Raw genomic sequence first — 19257 nt, 5'->3', positions numbered from 1 at the left:
CAAACCGACTTCATTTATGAGTCCGTACCCTAATCTTTCTTGAAAATGACGCCGGCAAGCCAGCCGGTGAAGATCGCCAGGATCACAGCTAGAACGCCATAAACGAGCGGATAGTTCTGTGCGAGTTCGAACGTCACCTGCTCAAAGCCGATTTTGGCAACCGCCAGGGTTTCTTCCGTGTGAGAGACCAGTTCGCCCCCGTTGAACAGGAAACTTTTGACGGAATAGTCGCCGACGGGAATGTTCGCCGGAAGGGGAATAGTGGTGCGGAACATGGTTTCGGTCAGAAACTCGATCGACGTTTCCCGTTCCGAATAAAGGTCGGATTCCTCACGCAACCTGATGAACGCCCGGCGGAAGTCATCGCGGTCCGAAAGCGGTACGTTTGATACGCCCGACACAGCAAGATTGATGTGATTGAGCCCGATGCCGTATTCGTCCAGCAAGGTCCGGTCGGCGATCTCGCCGATATCGGCGGTGCTGGCGACCGCGTAAAAGGACGGCACGTTCTGAAAGCGCTCGGCTTCACGGTTGACCCAGACACCTAGGAAACGCCCTTTGCGCCTGGTGGTTATGTCCTGCGGCGGTCCTTCCACAACGATCGCAAGCTCGAATTCCTCCGCGGCATGGGGCGCCCGTTCAATGTCGCTTGCCTGACCGAAAATCACGATTTCGGTCCCGGTGAAGTTCGACTGGATCGACACCATGTCAGACGACAGCGCAGTCACCAGATCATTCGAATGGTCTTCGTCCTGCGCCACACTGACCGACGCGCCCAACAAGGAAACAACCAACAAAAGGGCAAACCGGATCATGCGCCTGCCCCCTTGCGGATTGCGATCGAATAAAGATCCTCCGGTGTCAGCAACAGATCCACGGCAAAACGAAGGCCGACACCCAGAACCAAAAGGGCCAGCAGAAGGCGAAGCTGGTCACCGCGCAGGTTCTGGCCCATGCGGGCACCGAACTGCGCGCCTATGACCCCGCCGATCATCAGCGTCATCGCCAGCACGATGTCGACCGTTTTGGTCCCCATGGCGTGGAATATGGTCGCAGCCGCCATTGTGAACAGGATCTGAAAGAGAGACGTGCCGATGACGATGTTTGTCGGCACCCGGAGCAGATAAATCAACGCCGGAACCATCATGAAGCCGCCGCCGATACCCAAAATCGTCCCGAGGAAGCCGATGATCGCTCCGAGGCCGACGACCGGAATGACGCTGACATAAAGCTTCGACTGACGGAAACGCACCTTGAGCGGCAGGCCATGGATCCAGTTGTGCTGACCCGGCTTTCTTGCGCTCGGCGTAGCACCGGCCTTTCGGCGCCGGATCGCCCTGACGGACTCAAACAGCATCAGGCCGCCAATCGCGCCCAGAAATGTCACGTAAGAAAGCGAAATGACGAGGTCCAGCTGTCCGACGGATTGCAGCACATCGAATAGGATGACACCGATAAGAGACCCGAAAACACCCCCTGCCAGCAGGATCGTTGCGAGTTTCATGTCAATCGCCTTGCGGCGCCAATAAGTCACAACGGCCGACGCAGAGGACGCCACCACCTGGGTTGTTACGGTGGCAACGGACACGGCGGGCGGGATGCCGGAAAAGATCAGCAAGGGCGTGAGAAGGAACCCGCCACCAATACCGAACAGGCCGGACAGAAAACCCACAGCACCGCCCATGGCAAATATCACGAAGATATTGACCGGAATCTCGGCTATGGGCAGATATAGTTGCACAGGGTTACGCCGGAACAGACAGCAGATAAGACTGCAAGGATAATAGACTGAACTGGTTAAAGACCGGTGCTGACCGGTGTGTCAACCAGCCAGCGGGTCACTTCGGTTTGGCAGAGTGAAATTTCCTCAAATTGCCTGACTCTTGAGCTCTTCGATCAGCTTGCCGTCGACTTCTCCCGTTTCGGGAATGCCGATACTGCGCTGGAAGGCGCGGATCGCGCTGCGCGTGCGCGGTCCCATCTGGCCGTCGGGCGTGCCCGTGTCAAATCCGAGGTAGTTCAACTTGTCCTGCGCTTCCCGGATCATCGCGGTGTTGTCAGGAGGAGGCGCGACCGAGACATTGGATGCCGGAAGCGAGGCCTCTTCGGCCCAATCCGGTTCTAGCGTGACCTTGTTCGCCGCAGGATCCGGCTCTTCAAGCGTGAAGCCTTCGACCGCCAGTCGCGCATTGGCAAGTGTCTGCTGATCCATCATGTTCGCGACGTCGTCCCGCCGCTTGGCAGCTTCCGGATCGCCCTTGTCCGCTGCGATCGCGAACCACTTGTAGCTGGCTACCAGGTCCTTATCGACGCCGATGCCGCCTGCATAAAGAATTCCGAGATTAAAGAGGCTGTCCTTGACACCGTAGTTGGCGGCAGCTTCGAACCACATGGCCGCCTTGGCGTAGTCGGGTTCAGCGCCCCCGCCTTCTGCATAAAGGACGGCAAGATTGTGCATGGCCTTGGCGTTGCCTGCCTGTGCTGCCTGGGAATACCAGGCCTTGGCCTTGGAAACGTCCCGTTCGACGCCCCGCCCCTTTTCGTAAAGGCTGGCGAGGCGATACTGCGCCGGGGGCAGTCCCTTGTTGGCCGCTTTCTGATACCAGGTCGCAGCCTCTGCCAAATCGGCCGGAACACCCTGACCCTCGGTGTACCTGACACCGACCAGGAATTCCGCCGCCGGGTTGCCGCTTGCTGCAGCGCTGCGCAGCGCCACCGTGCCGACGCCTTCCGGTGGAAGGCTCGCGATCAGGTTTGAGGCGGCATCCTGGTTGGCGGAGGCCGCCGGTGTCTGGGTAAAGGTTGCAGGATTATCCGCCGGCTTGGTGTCGAAACCGCCAGAGACGCCTGCGGGTGGCGCAAACGCAACCTCAGCTTCAGGACCGCCTGCTGCAGAAGCCGCCTGAACGTTGCGCGGTTGGGCAACTGCTCTCGGCTGTGCAGCTGGTGCGGGTGTTGCCGCTTCGGCGACTGTTGCAGGTTCCGTCGGTGCAGGCGGCGGCTCCGCATTCGCGACGGCAGGCGCCGTTTCTGCGGTGTCTTCACTGGCCCCGAAGGCGTTTCCGGGATCGCTCTGGAAATCGGCAAAGTCCGACGACGGTGCAGGCGCTGCTTCAACATCGGAGAATGTCGGCGCTGCATCGGCAACTGTCGTTGTCTCCGGTGCCGCGGATGCGACGTTGTCGCCCTCCTGGGATGTGTTCGCGACGAACCTGTACGCTGTGAACGTGCCGAGTGCCAGCACGACGGCGACTGCGGTCAGCAGAATGGCGCGGCGGCGACCTCCGCCGGATTGCGCAGCTTCCGGTGCCGGACGGTCACCGGGAAGAACCGGTGCCTCCGGCATTTCGAACGTTTCTTCAGCGACATCATCAACGCCCAGCTCCAGGTCGTCCTGTTCTTCGGGCTTCTCGTCCTCTTTCTTGGCGGACTTGTCGCGTTTCAGAACATTGCGCAACCAGCCAACCCTTGCCTTGCCACGCTCTTCGTCGGCGTTCTCCGCACTCTTGCTCTCGGCTTGCGATTGCTCCAGCCGCGCCGCCTCCACGGAAGCGGCCTGGGCGGCGCGCCGGGCAGCGGCAATGAAGTCGGCCTTGCGGTCCCGCGAGCGGTCGTCCTGCTGAATGGTTGTTGCGTCTGCAGCAGCGGCCGGGCTTTCCAGGGGTTCCTGAGTCTGCTGCATCTGGTGCGTGAAGGCCGGCGACGTGTCTTCAACGATCACCGACGAGATGCTCGCCGCGGGCGATGCATCTTCAACTGCCGGTGCCGAAACCGGAGCGGCTTGAGCGGTCTTGATGTCCACCCGCTCCAGGTTGTCCAGTCTTTCCGTCAAAGACCCGAGAACCGACTTCACACTGTCAAACGTGTTGCGCGTCCGCTGTTCACCACCTTCTGCCGCATCGAGAAGCCGCTTCAGATCGCCCTGCAGGGCGTTAATGGCTTCGTCATATTGGGCGAAATGTGGCTGCGGTGCCTGGGCAACCGCGTCGAAGGCCGCTTTTCTGGCAATGTCGGTCACGTCGGTGCGGGTTTGCACAAGACCCTGCTCAATCCGCTCCAGAACCGGGGCAACTTTTTCGATCCCCGGCGTGTTCGCCGAACTGCTTTCGATCTGTTCCGCCAGGGCCGCAACCTTGGCACCCAGTTGGTCGAAACGCGCATCATCGGCAACATTTGCGCCTTCGGACACAAGCTGCGCCAGATCCGAAATGCGTTGTTCGAGTGCATCCGTTGACTGCGGCGCCGCGACGCTTGCACGCATGGAACCGATTTCCTCGCGCAATTTGTCCAGATCGGCGGAGGTCACGGTATCCTTTGGTTCATCTAAGCGTGCAGACAGATCGTTCAGGCGCTCCTGAAGCTGGACCAGGAATTTTTTGTCCTCGCCCGACACAGCCTTAATTGCCTCTGCATCAATAACCGGCGCGGGACGGGAAGCCTTCTTCTCGATCACATCGATCTTGCCGGAAATGCTCTCCAGGCGTTTTTCAAGGGCTTCGAATGCACCGGCATCGGCTGACGGCAGCGGCGCGGCCTGTTCCATGCGCTCGAGCCGGTCGACGATATCGTCAAGACGCCTGTCGACCTGCGTCAGATGCTCCATGTCTGCCGGGTTGGAACGATCATCCGCCATCATGCCGGCGATATCTTCAAGCCGCCCTTGCAGCCTCGCAATTGTTTCGGGCTCGGGCATCCGCTCTTCCATCGCGGACAGACGGCTGTCGAGGCCTCTTTGCTCGCGCGCCAGAACTTCAATGTCATCCAGCCGTCCGGAGACGAACTTCATGCGGTCGTCGATGCCTTCAACGAGCCCGTTGATATCGATCTGCTCGACATAGCCACGCACTTCGCGCAGCTCGGCCCGGAGCGGTTCCATCTCCGCCTGGCCCTTGCGCTCCAGCAACTCTTCCATGCGCTCGGCAATGTTCACGACTCGGTCTTCCAGGACCGTCATGTGCTCGGAGCGGGGCAGCGCGGCAAACGCATCCTCGATTTCGTTCAACCGGGCGGTCACACCACGCAGAACGCGCGGATCTATCGCGGCTCTGGAGAGTTCATCAAGCCGCTGAAGAATGTGCGAATAGCCGTGCTCCAGTGTCTGCAGCGCCCCTTCCACATTGGTGCTGCCGACCATGGTTTTCAGGTCTGCGATTTCCTTGCGGATTTCCCTTGTAGACTGATCATTGCGCTTGTCGGCGCGAAGGCGCTCAACCATGTCGGCAAGACGGCGCAGTTCGGCATTTTGGCGGCCAACGGTTTCGCTGGTGCCGCGTGTAATGGTTCCAAGCGCGTCACGCAGGGACCCCAGTTCCTCGCGGACCTGGTTTAGAGCCTTTTCCTGAGGCGCTCTCAACGCGTCAATACGTCGACCGAGGTCCTTATACATATGGAGAGATGCATCACGCTGAACCCGCGTGCGCTCACGATAGGGTTGCGGGTCGTATCCGTACGGGTCGTCGAAACCCTCCGCATCCTCCTCGCCGGGGTATCTGTGAGGGCTGGAATAATGATCAGCCTCTTGCAGAGCATCGACCGCGTACCGGCCCGGCTGGGGCTGGGACCGCATTGACGACGACCTGCCGGGATCGCCTGCACCTGTCGCATTTGCGAGGCCCTGGACCTGCTCGTCAAGGCGATCCAATGCCCCCAGAACGTCATCCATACCGGTCATTTGGCGCGGAGGCGTCCGGCCAGCGCTGGCGCGGTGAGGCCGGCTTGTGGCGGCCGGGCGGCCGGCTGCGGGTCCACCGCGTTCCGACAGCATCCTGTCCAGTTCGTCGGCAACTGCAGTCAGGTCATCGTCGTCACGTCCGCCCTGTGAGCGAGGATCGTAACCGTGTCCCAGTGCTGTGGCGGTGCGCGTCAGACGCTCTATGCGTTCTTGCGCCGTCTCCCTGCCCGTTGCTTCATAGAAGTCGTCGCTTTCATACGCATCACGGCCGCGGCGTCCTGCCTCGTGTTTCTTCCAAGCCGGCATATCTTGACCCTGGACTGACGGTCGGTGTGACCGCTGATTTAGCGTGCTGCGCCCATTCTCCGACAAACACCGGACCGGGGCAGTGTTTTAATAGACTTTGTCGACTTAGGGTAAACAGGGCGTTAATGGTGTTGCTAAATGCGAAAATCAGCGCTTTTAGCGTAAAAACGCCTGTTCATATCTCCACTTTCAGTCGTTTTCGCCTCGCGCACGTTAACGAATTGTCGCGCCCAGACGCCACTACTGGACCTTGACGCAAACGTAAGCTAAAGAAAGGTCAGAAAACCGGTGGGTAGAGCTGTGCAGGCGCAAGTTCGATTTTGCCGCTGAATTGCGTGAGCTCGAAACAGCCGGTTTCGATGAACTGAAAAACACCTGACAATAAGCCGGATAACGGCTGGAAATTGAGTAAAGACTGCCATGAGCGAAGCGCTTTCAATCCTCAACGAAGACGACCTTGTCGACGTTGTGTCCGCCTCGGACGACAGCACCAAGAAAACCCAGTTCACGATCGGCGATCTGGCAAAAGAGTTCGACTGCACCCTGCGGACGTTGAGATTTTACGAAGACAAGGGGCTTTTGAACCCGAAACGCGACGGTCTTAACCGGGTTTATAACCGCCGCGACCGTGCCAGGCTGAAACTGGTTCTTATGGGAAAGCGCGTCGGCTTTTCCCTCTCCGAAATCCGGGACATGCTGGACCTTTACGACCTGCGCGATGGACAGGTCACCCAGTTGCGGGTCGCCCTGTCCAAATTCAAGGAGCAGATTGCCGTCCTTGAAGACCAGCGTAAGGACATCGAGCAGGCAATCGAGGAACTGTCCCGAACCGTCGAGATCGTGTCCGGAATGCTGAAACACAAAGAAGCCGAAGAAGGCTAGGTCATTTCGACAAAAGCCAAGGTCATCGACCCGCTATGTCATGACCTGGCTTTGCTGGATCGACACTCATTCGAAAACGCCGTGCCTGACCGCACGGCGTTTTTTTGGTTGAAGCGATTGTGTCTACCCTTCAACAAACGCCGGCGCAGCAGCGTTAGTTTTCTCAAAAAAACGTCATCACGACATGATTCCGGGGTAGCCAACCTCAAAAAACAGTCCAATATGCGTGTTTTGAGCACATTTTTTTGCAATCCCTTCCGTTGGGACACCACTTGCCGGACCCAATCGAGATGCGTATATAGATCCCAAGATGACGTTTACGCAAACGTAAAGCTGAACATACCCGGCAAATCTGGGAGGATTTAGATGCCAAGCTATACCGCGCCCGTCGATGACACGCTTTTCCTGTTGAAGGATGTCTTCGGCTATGACCGTTATTCCAATCTTCCCGGCTTTTCTGATGCACCGCTCGACCTCGTTGAAGCGATCCTGCGTGAGGGCGGAAAATTTGCAGAAGAAGTCCTGCAGCCGCTCAACCAGGTCGGCGACCAGGAGGGCTGCGTCAGGCATGACGACGGCACGGTAACAACGCCGAAAGGATTTTCGGACGCCTACAAAGCGTTTTGCGAAAACGGCTGGGGTACGCTGTCCGGGCACCCGGACTATGGCGGACAAGGTCTGCCGCACACGCTCGCGACAATCTTCAACGAGTACGCCACATCCGCGAACATGGCGTTTGCGATGTATCCGGGGTTGACCGGCGGTGCCGTTGCCGCTCTCACGATCCACGGCACGGATGACCAGAAGCAGACTTACCTGCCCAACATGATCGCCGGAACGTGGACCGGAACCATGAACCTGACGGAGCCGCATTGCGGTACCGATCTGGGCCTGATCCGAACCAAGGCGGTTCCACAGGCTGACGGGTCCTACAAAATCTCCGGAACAAAGATCTTTATTTCGGCCGGCGAGCACGACATGTCGGATAACATCATCCATCTGGTGCTCGCCCGTATCGAGGGCGCTCCGGACGGTGTCAAAGGCATTTCTCTTTTCGTGGTTCCCCGCAATGCGATCGGCGATGACGGATCGGTCGGCGACAACAATGGTGTTTCCTGCGGATCCATCGAACACAAGATGGGCATTCACGGAAACGCCACCTGTGTGATGAACTACGACGAGGCCACCGGCTGGCTCGTCGGCGAAGAGAACAAAGGCCTGAAGGCCATGTTCGTGATGATGAATGAAGCCCGTCTCGGTGTCGCAGTTCAAGGTCTTTCGCAGTCCGAGGTCGCCTATCAGAATGCGGCCACCTACGCGAAGGAGCGGCTGCAGGGACGGTCCCTGACGGGTCCGAAGAACAGCGACGGTGCGGCGGACCCGATCATCGTTCATCCGGATGTACGCCGCACCTTGATGTCGATACGCGCCTTTAATGAAGCGGCCCGTGCTCTTGTCATCTGGACAGCCCTTCACGGCGACGTTGCGCACCGGTCCGACGACGACAACGACCGCCAGTATTCCGACGACATGATGGGACTGATGACACCCGTTCTGAAAGGCGTCCTGACCGACACGGGCTTTGCCAATGCGGTCAATGCGCAACAGATGTATGGCGGCCATGGCTACATTGTTGAATGGGGCATGGAACAGTTCGTCCGAGATGCCCGCATCGCGATGATCTACGAAGGCGCCAACGGCATTCAGGCCCTCGACCTCGTCGGCCGGAAACTGCCGGCGGACGGCGGCCGCGCCGTGATGAGCTTCTTCAACGAAGTCAACACTTTCCTGAAAGAAAACAAGGATAACGAGGAACTTGCAGCCTTCACCGCCCCCTTGAAGAAAGGTGCCGACGACCTGCAGGCGGCAACCATGTGGTTCATGAACAATGCCATGAAAAATCCCGACAATGCGGGTGCCGGGTCGGTCGACTATATGCACCTCTTCGGGCTGGTGGCACTCGGTTACATGTGGGCCAAGATGGCCAAGGCGATACACGAGAAGCTGGCAGAAGGGGCCGGTGACAAGTCCGAGTGGCTGGAAAACAAATTGGCGTTCGGCACCTTTTTCATGGAGCGCACAATGCCGGAAACGGCGGCGCATCTTTCCCGGATCTCTTCCGGGTCTGAAATGATGATGTCGCTCGACGCAAACGCATTCTAATCCATCCTGGCCCGGCGGCACCGGGCCGGACATTCGCCCGAGCAAATTCACCGCTGCCGTAGTAGCCTCGCGCTGAACAGAATCTGCCAGGGAGACGACAAACGTATGGCCGAACACATTCTTTACTGCATGGCCCAGTCAGGCCATTCCTACAAAGTGGCCTTGATGCTGGAGCTGTGCGGCGCCGATTGGGAGACCAAGTGGGTCGACTTTTTCAACGGTGAAACACGCACTGAAGAATTCCGCAGCAACGTGAACGAGATGGGCGAGGTCCCGGTCCTGATACACGGCTCACAGAAACTGACACAGTCCGGTGTCATCCTGGATTACCTTGTAGACCAGTTCGGCAAGTTTGGTTGGGCTGACGACGATGAGCGCCGTGAAATCCTGCGCTGGACAATTTTCGACAACCAGAAAGTCTCCGGCGTGGCCGCGCCTTTGAGGTTCTTGCGGGTCTTTGCCAAGACCGGCGAAAACGACGTGACGAAGTTTCTGGACGGCCGGATGCGCGCGGGGCTGGCAATCCTTGAAAAACACTTCGAAAACAGCGCGTTCGCGGTCGGCGACAAGCCGACAACCGCGGACTTTTCCTTGTGCGGCTATCTATACTGGCAGGACGAGATCGGGACCGATTTTACGCCTTACCCGAATGTCATCGCCTGGCTGGAAAGGCTCAAGGCCCTGCCCGGCTGGAAACACCCCTATGACCTGATGCCCGGCCACCCGTTGCCGGATGCAAAACAATAAACCTTTCAAGCGGAGGACCAGATGGCTGAAGCCTATATCTACGATCACGTTCGAACCCCGCGGGGCCGCGGCAAAAAGGACGGTGCGCTTCATGAAGTGACGTCCGTGCGCCTTGCGGCAACCGCGCTGGAATCGATCCGGGACAGGAATGGCCTCGACACCGCCAAGGTGGATGATGTCGTTCTCGGCTGCGTGGATCCGGTAGGCGAAGCCGGTGGCGACATCGCGCGGGCAGCCGTGTTCGCGGCAGGATACGATACCTCCGTGCCCGGCATGCAGATCAACCGCTTCTGCGCCTCCGGTCTCGATGCGGTCAACATGGCGTCTGCTCAGGTCATGTCCGGTCAGCACAAACTGGTCATTGCGGGCGGTGTCGAAAGCATGAGCCGCGTCGGCATCGGCGCATCGGGCGGCGCCTGGCCGATCGAACCTCAGGTTGCCATGCCGTCCTATTTCATGCCACAGGGCGTCTCTGCCGACCTGATCGCGACCAAGTACGGTTTCAACCGCGACGATTGCGATGCCTATGCGGTCGAGAGCCAGAAACGGGCAGCAAAGTCCTGGAAAGAAGGCCGTTTTTCCAGGTCGGTCATTCCGGTCAAGGACGTCAACGGCATCACCATCCTCGACCGGGACGAGCATATGCGGCCCGAGACTGACATGCAGTCTCTCGCCTCGCTCAATCCGTCCTTCGAACTGATGGGCAACATGGGTGGATTTGATGCAGTCGGCATTCAGGCTCATCCGGAAATCGAAACCGTCAAGCATGTGCATCATGCCGGCAATTCGTCCGGGATCGTCGACGGCTCCGCTGCCGTTCTCATCGGCTCCAGCACCGCGGGACGCTCGTCCGGTTTGAAACCCCGCGCCAAGATCAAGGCATTTGCCAATATCGGCTCCGAACCGGCGCTTATGCTGACCGGGCCGGTGGATGTTACGCAAAAGCTCCTGAAGAACGCCAAGATGGACCTGAAGGACATTGATCTCATCGAGATCAACGAAGCCTTTGCATCGGTTGTCCTGCGCTACCGGCAGGCGTTCGACCTCGATCCGGACATCGTGAATGTCAATGGCGGCGCGATCGCAATGGGGCATCCGCTCGGAGCCACCGGCGCGATGATCCTCGGCACGGTTCTTGACGAGCTGGAGCGCCGCGACCTCAACACTGCGCTCGTGACCCTGTGCATCGGCGCAGGCATGGGCACGGCAACAATTATCGAACGGGTCTGAGACAGGGAGATTTTTCGATGAGCTACAAGAATTTTTCTGTCGAGACAGATGCGGACGGTATCGCCCTGGTGACCTGGGACATGCCGGAAAAGTCCATGAACGTCATCGACCTGACGGTGATGGATGAACTCGATGCGATCATCGATCAGGTCGCGGGCGACGACGCCGTCAAAGGAGCGGTGATCACGTCCGGCAAGAATGCCTTTTCCGGCGGCGCCGACCTGACCATGCTGGAAGCCCTCCTGAAGGAGTTCCATATCAAACGGGGCAACGATCCGGAAGGCGCTGCCAAGGCGCTTTTTGAAGGTTCACGGCGGCTGACGCAGATCTATCGCAAGCTTGAAACATGCGGCAAGCCGTTCGTTGCGGCCGTTACCGGCACCTGCATGGGCGGGGGCACCGAACTTGCACTTGCCTGTCACGCGCGCGTGGTCGACGAAGGCCTCAAGATGGGGCTTCCGGAAGTCAAGGTCGGTCTGTTTCCCGGGGCCGGCGGGACACAGCGCGTGATGCGCATGACCGACGGTCAGCAGGGGATGCAGTTTCTGCTGCAAGGCAGAACACTGCGCGCTCCCCAGGCAAAGCAGATGAAACTGGTCGACGAAGTCACCGGCACCAAGAAACTTGTCGCCACCGCGAAGAAACTGCTGAAAGCCGGAGTTGATCCGGTCAAGGATTGGGACAAAAAGGGCTTCAAGCTGCCCAATGGAAAAGTGTATTCGCCGGCAGGGTTCCAGTTTTGGCCCGCAGCGAACGCGATCTACCGCCGGGAGACGTACGACAACTATCCGGGAGCGCGGTACTTGCTTCAGTCGGTGGTCGAGGGACTGCAGCTGCCGATGGATCTCGCGTTGCAGGTGGAAAGCCGGTATTTCGCCAAAGTTCTCCAAACCCCGGAAGCGGCCAACATGGTGCGTTCGCTGTTCGTCTCCATGCAAGAGCTGAACAAGCTGGCGCGCCGTCCGGTGGATCAGCGGCCAAACAAGATCAAGAAGGTCGGAATTCTCGGCGCCGGGTTCATGGGTGCCGGCATCGCCTATGTCACGGCCAGTGCGGGCATCGATGTCGTCCTCATCGACCGCAACCAGGAAGCTGCCGACAAGGGCAAGGCGCATTCCGACGAGCTGATCAGCAAAGCAATCAAACGTGGCCGGGCAAGCGAGGACCAGAAGGAAAAGCTGCTGTCCCGGATTACTGCGACTGTCGACTATGAAGCCCTTGCGGACTGCGACCTTGTTATCGAGGCCGTGTTTGAAGACCGGGACATCAAGAAAGGCGTTACCGAGCAGGCGGAAGCCGTGATGAAATCGCGCGCCATTTTCGCCTCCAACACCTCGACACTTCCAATCACGTCGCTGGCGCAGGCCTCGAAGCGGCCGAAGAACTTCATAGGCATCCACTTCTTCTCGCCGGTCGACAAGATGATGCTGGTGGAGGTGATCCTGGGCAAACGTACGTCCGACCGTGCCCTGGCGATGGCACTCGACTACATCAAGGCGATCAAGAAAACACCGATTGTCGTCAATGACAGCCGGGGCTTCTACACCTCCAGAGTGGTCATGACCTACATCCGTGAAGGGCTGATGATGCTGGCCGACGGCATTCCGGCGGCCATGATCGAGAATGCCGGCAGAATGGCAGGGATGCCGGTCGGCCCCTTGTCGCTTGGCGATGAGGTCGCGCTTGATCTTGCATGGAAGATCGTTTCCGCGACACGCAAAGACCTTGGCGTCAAATATGTTGAAGGGCCGCTGGACAACATTCTTGAGGAGATGGTCGTCAACCGGGAACGCTTCGGCCGCAAGAATGGCAAGGGCTTTTACGACTACAAGGGCAAAGACAAGAGCCTTTGGCCCGGTATCACGGAAGTCACCGGCCAACCGAAACCGGCCGAGGCTTTCAATGTCGAGGAACTGAAGCAGCGTTTGCTTGTGATGCAGGCGTTGGAAACAGCCCGGATCTTTGAGGAAAACTGCCTGACTGATGTGCGCGAAGCGGATGTCGGCTCGATCCTGGGCTTTGGGTTCGCGCCCTATACGGGTGGCACGCTAAGCTATATCGACATGATGGGAACACCTGCTTTCGTGGATCTTTGCAAGAAATTCACCCGCAAGTGGGGCCCGCGGTTCAAGCCGAACAAATTGCTCCGCGACATGGCGAAGGCGAACGAATCGTTTTACGGAAAATTTCCACCAAAAGTAGAGCAAGCAACTAAAGACGCTGCGTAAAATTGCGGGAACCATCTCCAAAAAGGGGATGGTTCCTTGCACAGTCCAAAATACGGCGACTAATGTCGGACAAAACTTGATCCACGCCGTCTTGTCATGCACAGTTCACACAATAACTGTGCACGGGCTGGCCGGAGAAAAACATGTCGCTTGAAGGCGAATGGGCACGCGCGGACGTTTTCCGAGTCCTGCGCGACATAAGTTCAAACAGCGATTTGAACTGGCCACAGATCGCTGAGAACTATCAATTCGACCTTTCTGTTATTGAAGATCCCCAGGGTGTCGTGCCCATCACGGCATGGCACGGCGTGTTTGAACATGTCGCTGAGGCGCTTGGCGACGATGCTGTCATGTTCGACCTGTTCAACAATGTCGACATCGGTTGCTTTTCGATTTTCGACTATCTGTTTTCCTGCGCGCCAACACTGCGGGACGCCTGTCTCGCCTGGGTGAAGTTCATTCCAATCCGCACCAACGCATACCGCATGTTGTTTGAAGAAGATGAGACAGGTGGCTATGTCGAATGGCAGATCCTGGAGGGCCGCGGCGAATGGCGGCAGAACATGTTCGCGCGGATCGGTTGGTCGACCCAGCAATTGGAACGCGCGCTTGATATGCAGGTGCCGCCCATTCTCATTGAGCTTGCAACAACAGCCCCGCAAAACACCTCCGCGTTTCAGAAGAAATACCAGGGCCGCCTGAAGTTCGGAGCGCCGCACAACCGGATTTTCATTCCGAGATCGCTCTTGTCCCGCCCTCTCAGACAGAGCGACACACATCTATATGAAATCATTCAGAAAGCCGCGATGGAAGAGCTGGACCGTTTTGGCCAGCTTGAATCGCCGCTGACCAGAATTGCCAACGAGATTGCCACGAACCTGGCTCACGGTGCCTGCACATTGCCGCACATTTCCGCAAAACTCGGCATGTCGCAAAGAGCGGTGCAAAGGCTGCTCGAAAAGGAAGGTACCAGCTTCCGGAAGCTCAGTGAAGAAATCCGGCGCTCTGCAGCAGAGAGATATCTGCGCGGCACCGATCTTCCGATGAAGGAAATCGCCTACCTCATCGGGTTTTCCGAACTCAGCACATTTTCAAGGGCGGTGAAGACCTGGTTCGGCGTTTCCCCGCGCAAGTTTCGAGAGGGCGCGACCCGGGTCAGCGCGCTCAACGGAGGCCCACGGAAAAAAGTGCAGCCTTCCCGGGTTGCGTCGATGCCGCGAAGCGTTGGTCAGCCGAAACAGACGCGATCGGGAAAGTCCGCGCGGGTTGAATAACACCACATGCGAAATGACGAAGCTGCGACCGGAAGAAGAGAGAATTTCGGCACGGTGGCAGTTACGGGCTCGATACCACCGCCGTGCCAGAGATTGTTTCCTAGGCCCGCAAACATCCGATACTCCCTATCGAACGCAACTTTCATTCCCGGCCTCTGGGACACATGACAAAAATCGCCATGTCAGCCGGTTTTGGACCGATCCCGCAATGTGGCCCATTTTTGTGCGCGCCGGAGGGAGCCGGCTCGAACGCTGTCTTTCACTGCGGGTGGAGGTATCTTGTCGTAAGAAGAAGTGGGCTTCCCGCTAACGATAAGTTTCACATACCTGAAACCTTAGATACGTCAGGGATTCACTCCTGTCTTTGGCGTGAGATCTCCAGGATTTAACTATTCACGACACCAACCCTTGCGTATATGAAGAATTGACGAGGTGTCTCGTGGGCCAGACGCCGATGCGTTGTAATTTTAGAGAACTGATCCTAACTATCCGTCAGCGATTTTGACGACACTTTTGGAGCAACAAATGTCCGACAGCGGTTTGAGCCGGTTTATTGGTGGTTCGCCAGCACAGGTGGTCTTAAGGCTCATCTTCCTTTCCTTCGTTGTCGGGATCATCTTGTCCGCGCTCAATCTGGACCCGATAGACCTGGTCCACATGACCGTTGATTTCTTTGAGCGCCTTTGGAACATGGGCTTTCATGCAATTGGACGACTAGGCAATTACCTTGTCGTTGGCGCCATCGTCGTCATCCCGATCTGGCTCGTTACCCGGCTTCTGGCGATGGGGCGTTCGCGCTGAGAAACGGCGTCCGGGATCCTCGTCTATGGTTTCATTTCTGCAACGTCTCTCGCCGTCCGGTGCAAGGTGACGTGACGATCTGCCAGTTCATCAATGTCGGTTGAATAGCCCCCTCCAAGAACACCGGCGAGCGGCAACCCCTTTGCTCTCACCGTTTCGATCACATAGCGGTCCCTCCGGCCCAATCCGTCGCGCGTGAGCTTGAGCCGTCCGAGGCGATCGTTCTCGTAAGGATCGACACCTGCATTGTAAAAAACGATGTCCCAGCGCTCGCGCGTCAGAAGTTCCGGCAAAGTCTCCTCAAGCGTTTTCAGATACGCCTCGTCACCGGTTTCGTCCGGAAGACCGATATCCAGATGGGACGGGATCTTGCGCACGGGGTAGTTCTTCTGGGAATGCATCGAGAAGGTGAAGACGTCCGGATCGTTTTGGAAAATATCAGCGGTCCCGTCGCCCTGATGCACGTCCAGATCGACAACGAGCGCCTTGCCAATGGCGCCGTCCGCCTGCATGACCTTGATAGCAACCCCAACGTCATTGAAGACACAGAACCCGGCACCATGCAGCCTGCGGGCGTGATGACTGCCGCCGGCCGTGTTGCAGGCGATCCCGTTTTCGAGTGCTAGATAGCCCGTCAGCACCGAGCCTCCGGTGGCGCAGCGCGCGCGCAGAGCTATGTCCTCGCGCATCGGAAAGCCGATCTCTCGGGCAACCTTTTCCGGAACTTTCCCATTGAAGACCTGATCCACATAGGCGGGATCATGGGCAAGGGCGATCCATTCGAACGGCGCCGGGCGGGGCCGGACAAACGAGCCGCCGTCAAGCAGGCCTTCGGCCCGGATCAGATCCGCGACAGCACGGAACTTGTCCATCGGGAACCTGTGATTTGCGGGAAGGTCGGCGCAGTAAGCCGGGTGATGAACGATAGGCAGCGACATTATCTGCAATATAGTCAGTCCATAGCGGGCTGGAAGCTTTTTGGCACCTGAAGACTGCAGCGCTCATACCGGGTATGTGAGGAAAGCAATTGACGAGACCGGTGGCGCTGGACGAGAAGGTCTGTGAACTGAACACGAGACTTCCATGTCGCCATCCCAAGCTGCGAACGACCCGTCCAAGCTCGCTTTTTCGGTAACGCACCGCTCCGTACTGGCCATCGCCATTCCGATGACACTCGGCTATTTGTCGACGCCCTTGCTGGGCGTGGTCGACATGGCTGTCATCGGGCGTCTCGGCGACGCGGCTCTGCTTGGCGGCATCGCACTCGGCGGCATTATTTTCGATCTGGTTTTCACGACTTTCAATTTTCTGCGCGCGGGAACCACAGGACTGACCGCCCAGGCGCTCGGCGCGAAGCATGACGAGGAAATCAAGGCGACGCTGCTCCGAGCACTCCTGATCGCGCTTGCCGGCGGCCTTCTCGTCATTTTGCTCCAGTCACCGATCCGCGAGGCAGGGCAATGGTTTCTGGGCGGCAGCGCGGAGGTCCAGTCTGCCACTGCACGGTATTTCGACGTTCGGGTCCTCAGTGCTCCGTTCCTGCTGGCCAACTACGTCATCCTGGGCTGGTTCATCGGTCTTGGCAGAGCCGGCACCGGCCTGCTGCTGCAGCTTTTTCTCAATGGGCTGAACATCGCTTTGAGCGTTTGGTTCGTCGTCGGTCTGAACTGGAGCGTGGAAGGCGTCGCATTCGCCACCGTCCTCAGCGAAATCGCCACGACCATGCTCGGACTTGTGCTGGTACTTGCAACGGTGGGGCGCGGGTCGTGGCCGAAACCTGCCGTCATTTTCAATCGCCGGCTTCTGATACGCATGATGGCGCTCAACCGCGACATCATGATCCGCTCCTTTGCGCTTCTTTATGCCTACGCCTTCTTCATGGCCCGCTCCGCCGATCAGGGCGATACAGTCCTTGCGGCCAACGCGGTTCTTGAAAAATTCATTATGGTCTCAGGCTATTTTCTCGACGGGCTTGCGACCTCCGCGGAACAACTGGCGGGCCGCTCCGTTGGCGCGAAGCACCGCCCGGCATTCGACAGGACGCTTAAGCTGACGGCGATCTGGAGTTTCGCCATGGCCTTTCTCCTGTCTGCAGTGTTCTACCTGTTCGGACCGGCGATGATCGATTTCATGACGACGGCACCTGACGTGCGTGCCATCGGCAACACCTATCTGATCTGGGCCGTGCTGGCGCCGCTCCTGGGCGTTCTCGCCTTCCAGATGGACGGCATCTATATCGGCGCGACATGGTCCGACACCATGCGCAACATGATGCTGCTGTCACTGGCCGTCTATATCGCCGCCTACTATGCGCTGTTCCCGCTAATGGGCAATCACGGTCTTTGGCTCGCCCTCGGCCTGTTCCTGGGCCTGCGCGGCATCACGCTGCTGGCAGCGTGTCGTGGGCGAGCCGACAGGACGTTCGCCGAGGCTTGAAACACCAGCCTTACAGTTCTTCCGATGCCCACGCTTCGAGTTCGGTATCCCGCGCCTCGCGCAGCGATGTCAAACCATGCTGATCAAGTCTGTCGGCAAGCCCTGACAGAATTTCAGAGATAAGGGACGGCCCCTTGAAGACCATCGAGGAGTAGAGCTGCAACAGGTCGGCCCCAGCGGTGATCTTGGCCCAGGCGGTTTCCGCGCTGTCAATTCCACCGACCCCCACAATCGGAAGGTCCGGACCGGCCAGCTTGCGCGCGCGTGCCAAAACAATCGTCGATTTCCTGAAGAGCGGCTTTCCCGAAAGCCCCCCTCCTTCCTGATGCGGCCCCTTCCCGCTCAAGCCTTGGCGGCCGATCGTCGTGTTGGAGACAATCAGGCCGTCGATCTTCTTGTCCAGCACTTCCTCAACGATGTCCTTCAGGTCGTCGTCGACGACATCCGGTGCAATCTTGAGAAGCAACGGCACTTGGCGGCCGATCCGGTCCGTGCTCGCATCGCGCGCGGACGTCACTGCGCTCAACAAATCTGCCAAGGCTGAACGGGCCTGCAAATCGCGGAGGCCAGGCGTATTGGGGGACGAGATATTGACCGTGAAATAAGACGCCAAATCAGCGAATTCTGTTATTCCCGAGACATAGTCTGCAATCCGATCCGCTGCGTCCTTGTTTGCACCGACATTGATGCCAACAATACCGCTGCTGGTCTTTCGATTGGCCAGGCGTTGCCGCATCGCGGAATGACCGTCATTGTTGAAGCCATACCGGTTGATGACGCCCTCGTCGGCATGCAGCCTGAAGACACGGGGGCGCGGATTGCCCGGCTGTGGCTGCGGCGTGACCGAGCCGACTTCCGTAAACCCAAACCCAAGTTTCAAAAGAGCATCCGGGACTTCAGCATTCTTGTCGAAACCAGCGGCCATGCCGAGCGGGTTTGGAAATTTCAGATCCCAGAGCGTGAGCGCAAGACGCTCGTCCTTTGGCACTTTCGGTGCCGAGAGCAAGCCGGATCTGAGAGCCAGAACCGTCAGACGGTGGGCGTTTTCCGCGTCAAGCGCATGAAGCCCCTTGAGAGCAATGCCTTCAAACAAGCCGAAACTCATCCATCAAGCTCCGGGAACAAATGGGCGCCATCTTCGGAGAGCGGAAGGTCTTTCACCCAGACCGCGACCGACGGTTGGAGCTCGGCATAAAGATGCGGAAACAGCGCTCCGCCCCGCGACGGTTCCCATTTCAATGCGTCCCCGAATACGGCGGCATCAAAGGCCGCCAGAAGCAGGTCCGTTTGACCGCTGAAATGCTTTGAGGCCGTTTCCCGGACCTGGTCAGCAGTCGAAAAATGTATGAAACCGTCTGCGAGATCGACCGGTGCGCCCTGAAAAACGCCTTTCTCAACCGCGTCCTGCCACATCGACCGTGGAACGATCTTGAATATCAACGTCATATGCGCCTGTTCCCGTAACGAATTGCCTCTTGGCCGATCGTGTCCGACGAGCGGCCGCTGTCGGCGCGGACAC

14 protein-coding genes are annotated in these 19257 nt (G+C 58.4%); 8 read left to right on the top strand and 6 right to left on the bottom strand.

Annotation, left to right across the window (positions count from 1 at the left end; translation table 11 throughout):
* Nucleotides 1–29: 29 nt before the first annotated feature.
* From RBB47_RS03720 to RBB47_RS03710, 3 genes are all read right to left on the bottom strand, one after another.
* Nucleotides 30–815, bottom strand: coding sequence for a TIGR02186 family protein (locus RBB47_RS03720; protein WP_305984397.1), 786 nt, complete (start codon nucleotides 813–815; stop codon nucleotides 30–32).
* Nucleotides 812–1741: a sulfite exporter TauE/SafE family protein gene (locus tag RBB47_RS03715; protein ID WP_305984396.1), complete on the bottom strand. Its 930-nt coding sequence runs from the start codon at nucleotides 1739–1741 to the stop codon at nucleotides 812–814. The genes RBB47_RS03720 and RBB47_RS03715 overlap by 4 nt, the downstream gene beginning before the upstream one ends.
* Nucleotides 1742–1867: 126 nt before the next feature.
* A complete protein-coding gene (locus RBB47_RS03710) occupies nucleotides 1868–5977 on the bottom strand; it encodes a peptidoglycan-binding protein (RefSeq protein WP_305984395.1) in 4110 nt (1369 codons plus the stop codon).
* A gap of 420 nt (nucleotides 5978–6397) precedes the next feature.
* On the opposite strand from RBB47_RS03710, the gene RBB47_RS03705 reads away from it, so the two are divergent.
* The 7 genes from RBB47_RS03705 to RBB47_RS03675 all read left to right on the top strand — a co-directional run bounded on the left by RBB47_RS03705 (nucleotide 6398) and on the right by RBB47_RS03675 (nucleotide 15302).
* Nucleotides 6398–6859, top strand: a complete 462-nt coding sequence (locus RBB47_RS03705) for a MerR family DNA-binding transcriptional regulator (RefSeq protein ID WP_305984394.1) — start codon at nucleotides 6398–6400, stop codon at nucleotides 6857–6859.
* 366 nt (nucleotides 6860–7225) lie between these two features.
* Nucleotides 7226–9022, top strand: coding sequence for an acyl-CoA dehydrogenase C-terminal domain-containing protein (locus RBB47_RS03700; RefSeq protein WP_305984393.1), 1797 nt, complete (start codon nucleotides 7226–7228; stop codon nucleotides 9020–9022).
* A gap of 105 nt (nucleotides 9023–9127) precedes the next feature.
* Nucleotides 9128–9769: a glutathione S-transferase family protein gene (locus tag RBB47_RS03695; protein ID WP_305984392.1), complete on the top strand. Its 642-nt coding sequence runs from the start codon at nucleotides 9128–9130 to the stop codon at nucleotides 9767–9769.
* Between the two features lie 21 nt (nucleotides 9770–9790).
* Nucleotides 9791–10999: an acetyl-CoA C-acetyltransferase gene (locus RBB47_RS03690; RefSeq protein WP_305984391.1), complete on the top strand. Its 1209-nt coding sequence runs from the start codon at nucleotides 9791–9793 to the stop codon at nucleotides 10997–10999.
* Nucleotides 11000–11016: 17 nt separating this feature from the next.
* Nucleotides 11017–13227, top strand: a complete 2211-nt coding sequence (locus RBB47_RS03685) for a 3-hydroxyacyl-CoA dehydrogenase NAD-binding domain-containing protein (protein WP_305984390.1) — start codon at nucleotides 11017–11019, stop codon at nucleotides 13225–13227.
* Nucleotides 13228–13370: 143 nt separating this feature from the next.
* The gene (locus RBB47_RS03680; RefSeq protein ID WP_305984389.1) at nucleotides 13371–14501 is read left to right on the top strand and encodes an AraC family transcriptional regulator; all 1131 of its coding nucleotides are present in this window, start codon (nucleotides 13371–13373) and stop codon (nucleotides 14499–14501) included.
* A gap of 525 nt (nucleotides 14502–15026) precedes the next feature.
* Nucleotides 15027–15302 (top strand): DUF6460 domain-containing protein, encoded by a 276-nt coding sequence (locus tag RBB47_RS03675; protein ID WP_305984388.1) that lies wholly within the window; start codon nucleotides 15027–15029, stop codon nucleotides 15300–15302.
* A 23-nt stretch (nucleotides 15303–15325) separates the two neighbouring features.
* Here RBB47_RS03675 and RBB47_RS03670 read toward each other — a convergent pair whose 3' ends face one another.
* A complete protein-coding gene (locus RBB47_RS03670; RefSeq protein WP_305984387.1) occupies nucleotides 15326–16240 on the bottom strand; it encodes a histone deacetylase in 915 nt (304 codons plus the stop codon).
* A 145-nt stretch (nucleotides 16241–16385) separates the two neighbouring features.
* Here RBB47_RS03670 and RBB47_RS03665 point away from each other — a divergent pair, with 145 nt between their 5' ends.
* Nucleotides 16386–17738: an MATE family efflux transporter gene (locus RBB47_RS03665; RefSeq protein ID WP_305984386.1), complete on the top strand. Its 1353-nt coding sequence runs from the start codon at nucleotides 16386–16388 to the stop codon at nucleotides 17736–17738.
* Between the two features lie 10 nt (nucleotides 17739–17748).
* Here RBB47_RS03665 and RBB47_RS03660 read toward each other — a convergent pair whose 3' ends face one another.
* On the bottom strand, nucleotides 17749–18843 hold the full coding sequence (locus RBB47_RS03660; RefSeq protein WP_305984385.1) for a quinone-dependent dihydroorotate dehydrogenase: 1095 nt from the start codon (nucleotides 18841–18843) through the stop codon (nucleotides 17749–17751).
* Nucleotides 18840–19184 carry a DUF952 domain-containing protein gene (locus RBB47_RS03655; RefSeq protein ID WP_305984384.1) on the bottom strand — a complete coding sequence of 115 codons (345 nt, stop codon included), beginning with the start codon at nucleotides 19182–19184 and terminating at the stop codon, nucleotides 18840–18842. Before RBB47_RS03655 ends, RBB47_RS03660 begins: the two co-directional genes overlap by 4 nt.
* Between the last annotated feature and the right edge of the window lie 73 nt (nucleotides 19185–19257).

The sequence above is a fragment of the Roseibium sp. MMSF_3544 genome, from assembly GCF_030732845.1.
Taxonomy (GTDB): Bacteria; Pseudomonadota; Alphaproteobacteria; order Rhizobiales; family Stappiaceae; genus Roseibium.
Note: the sequence above shows the minus strand (reverse complement) of the source record. Positions and strands in the feature narration are given on the sequence as shown.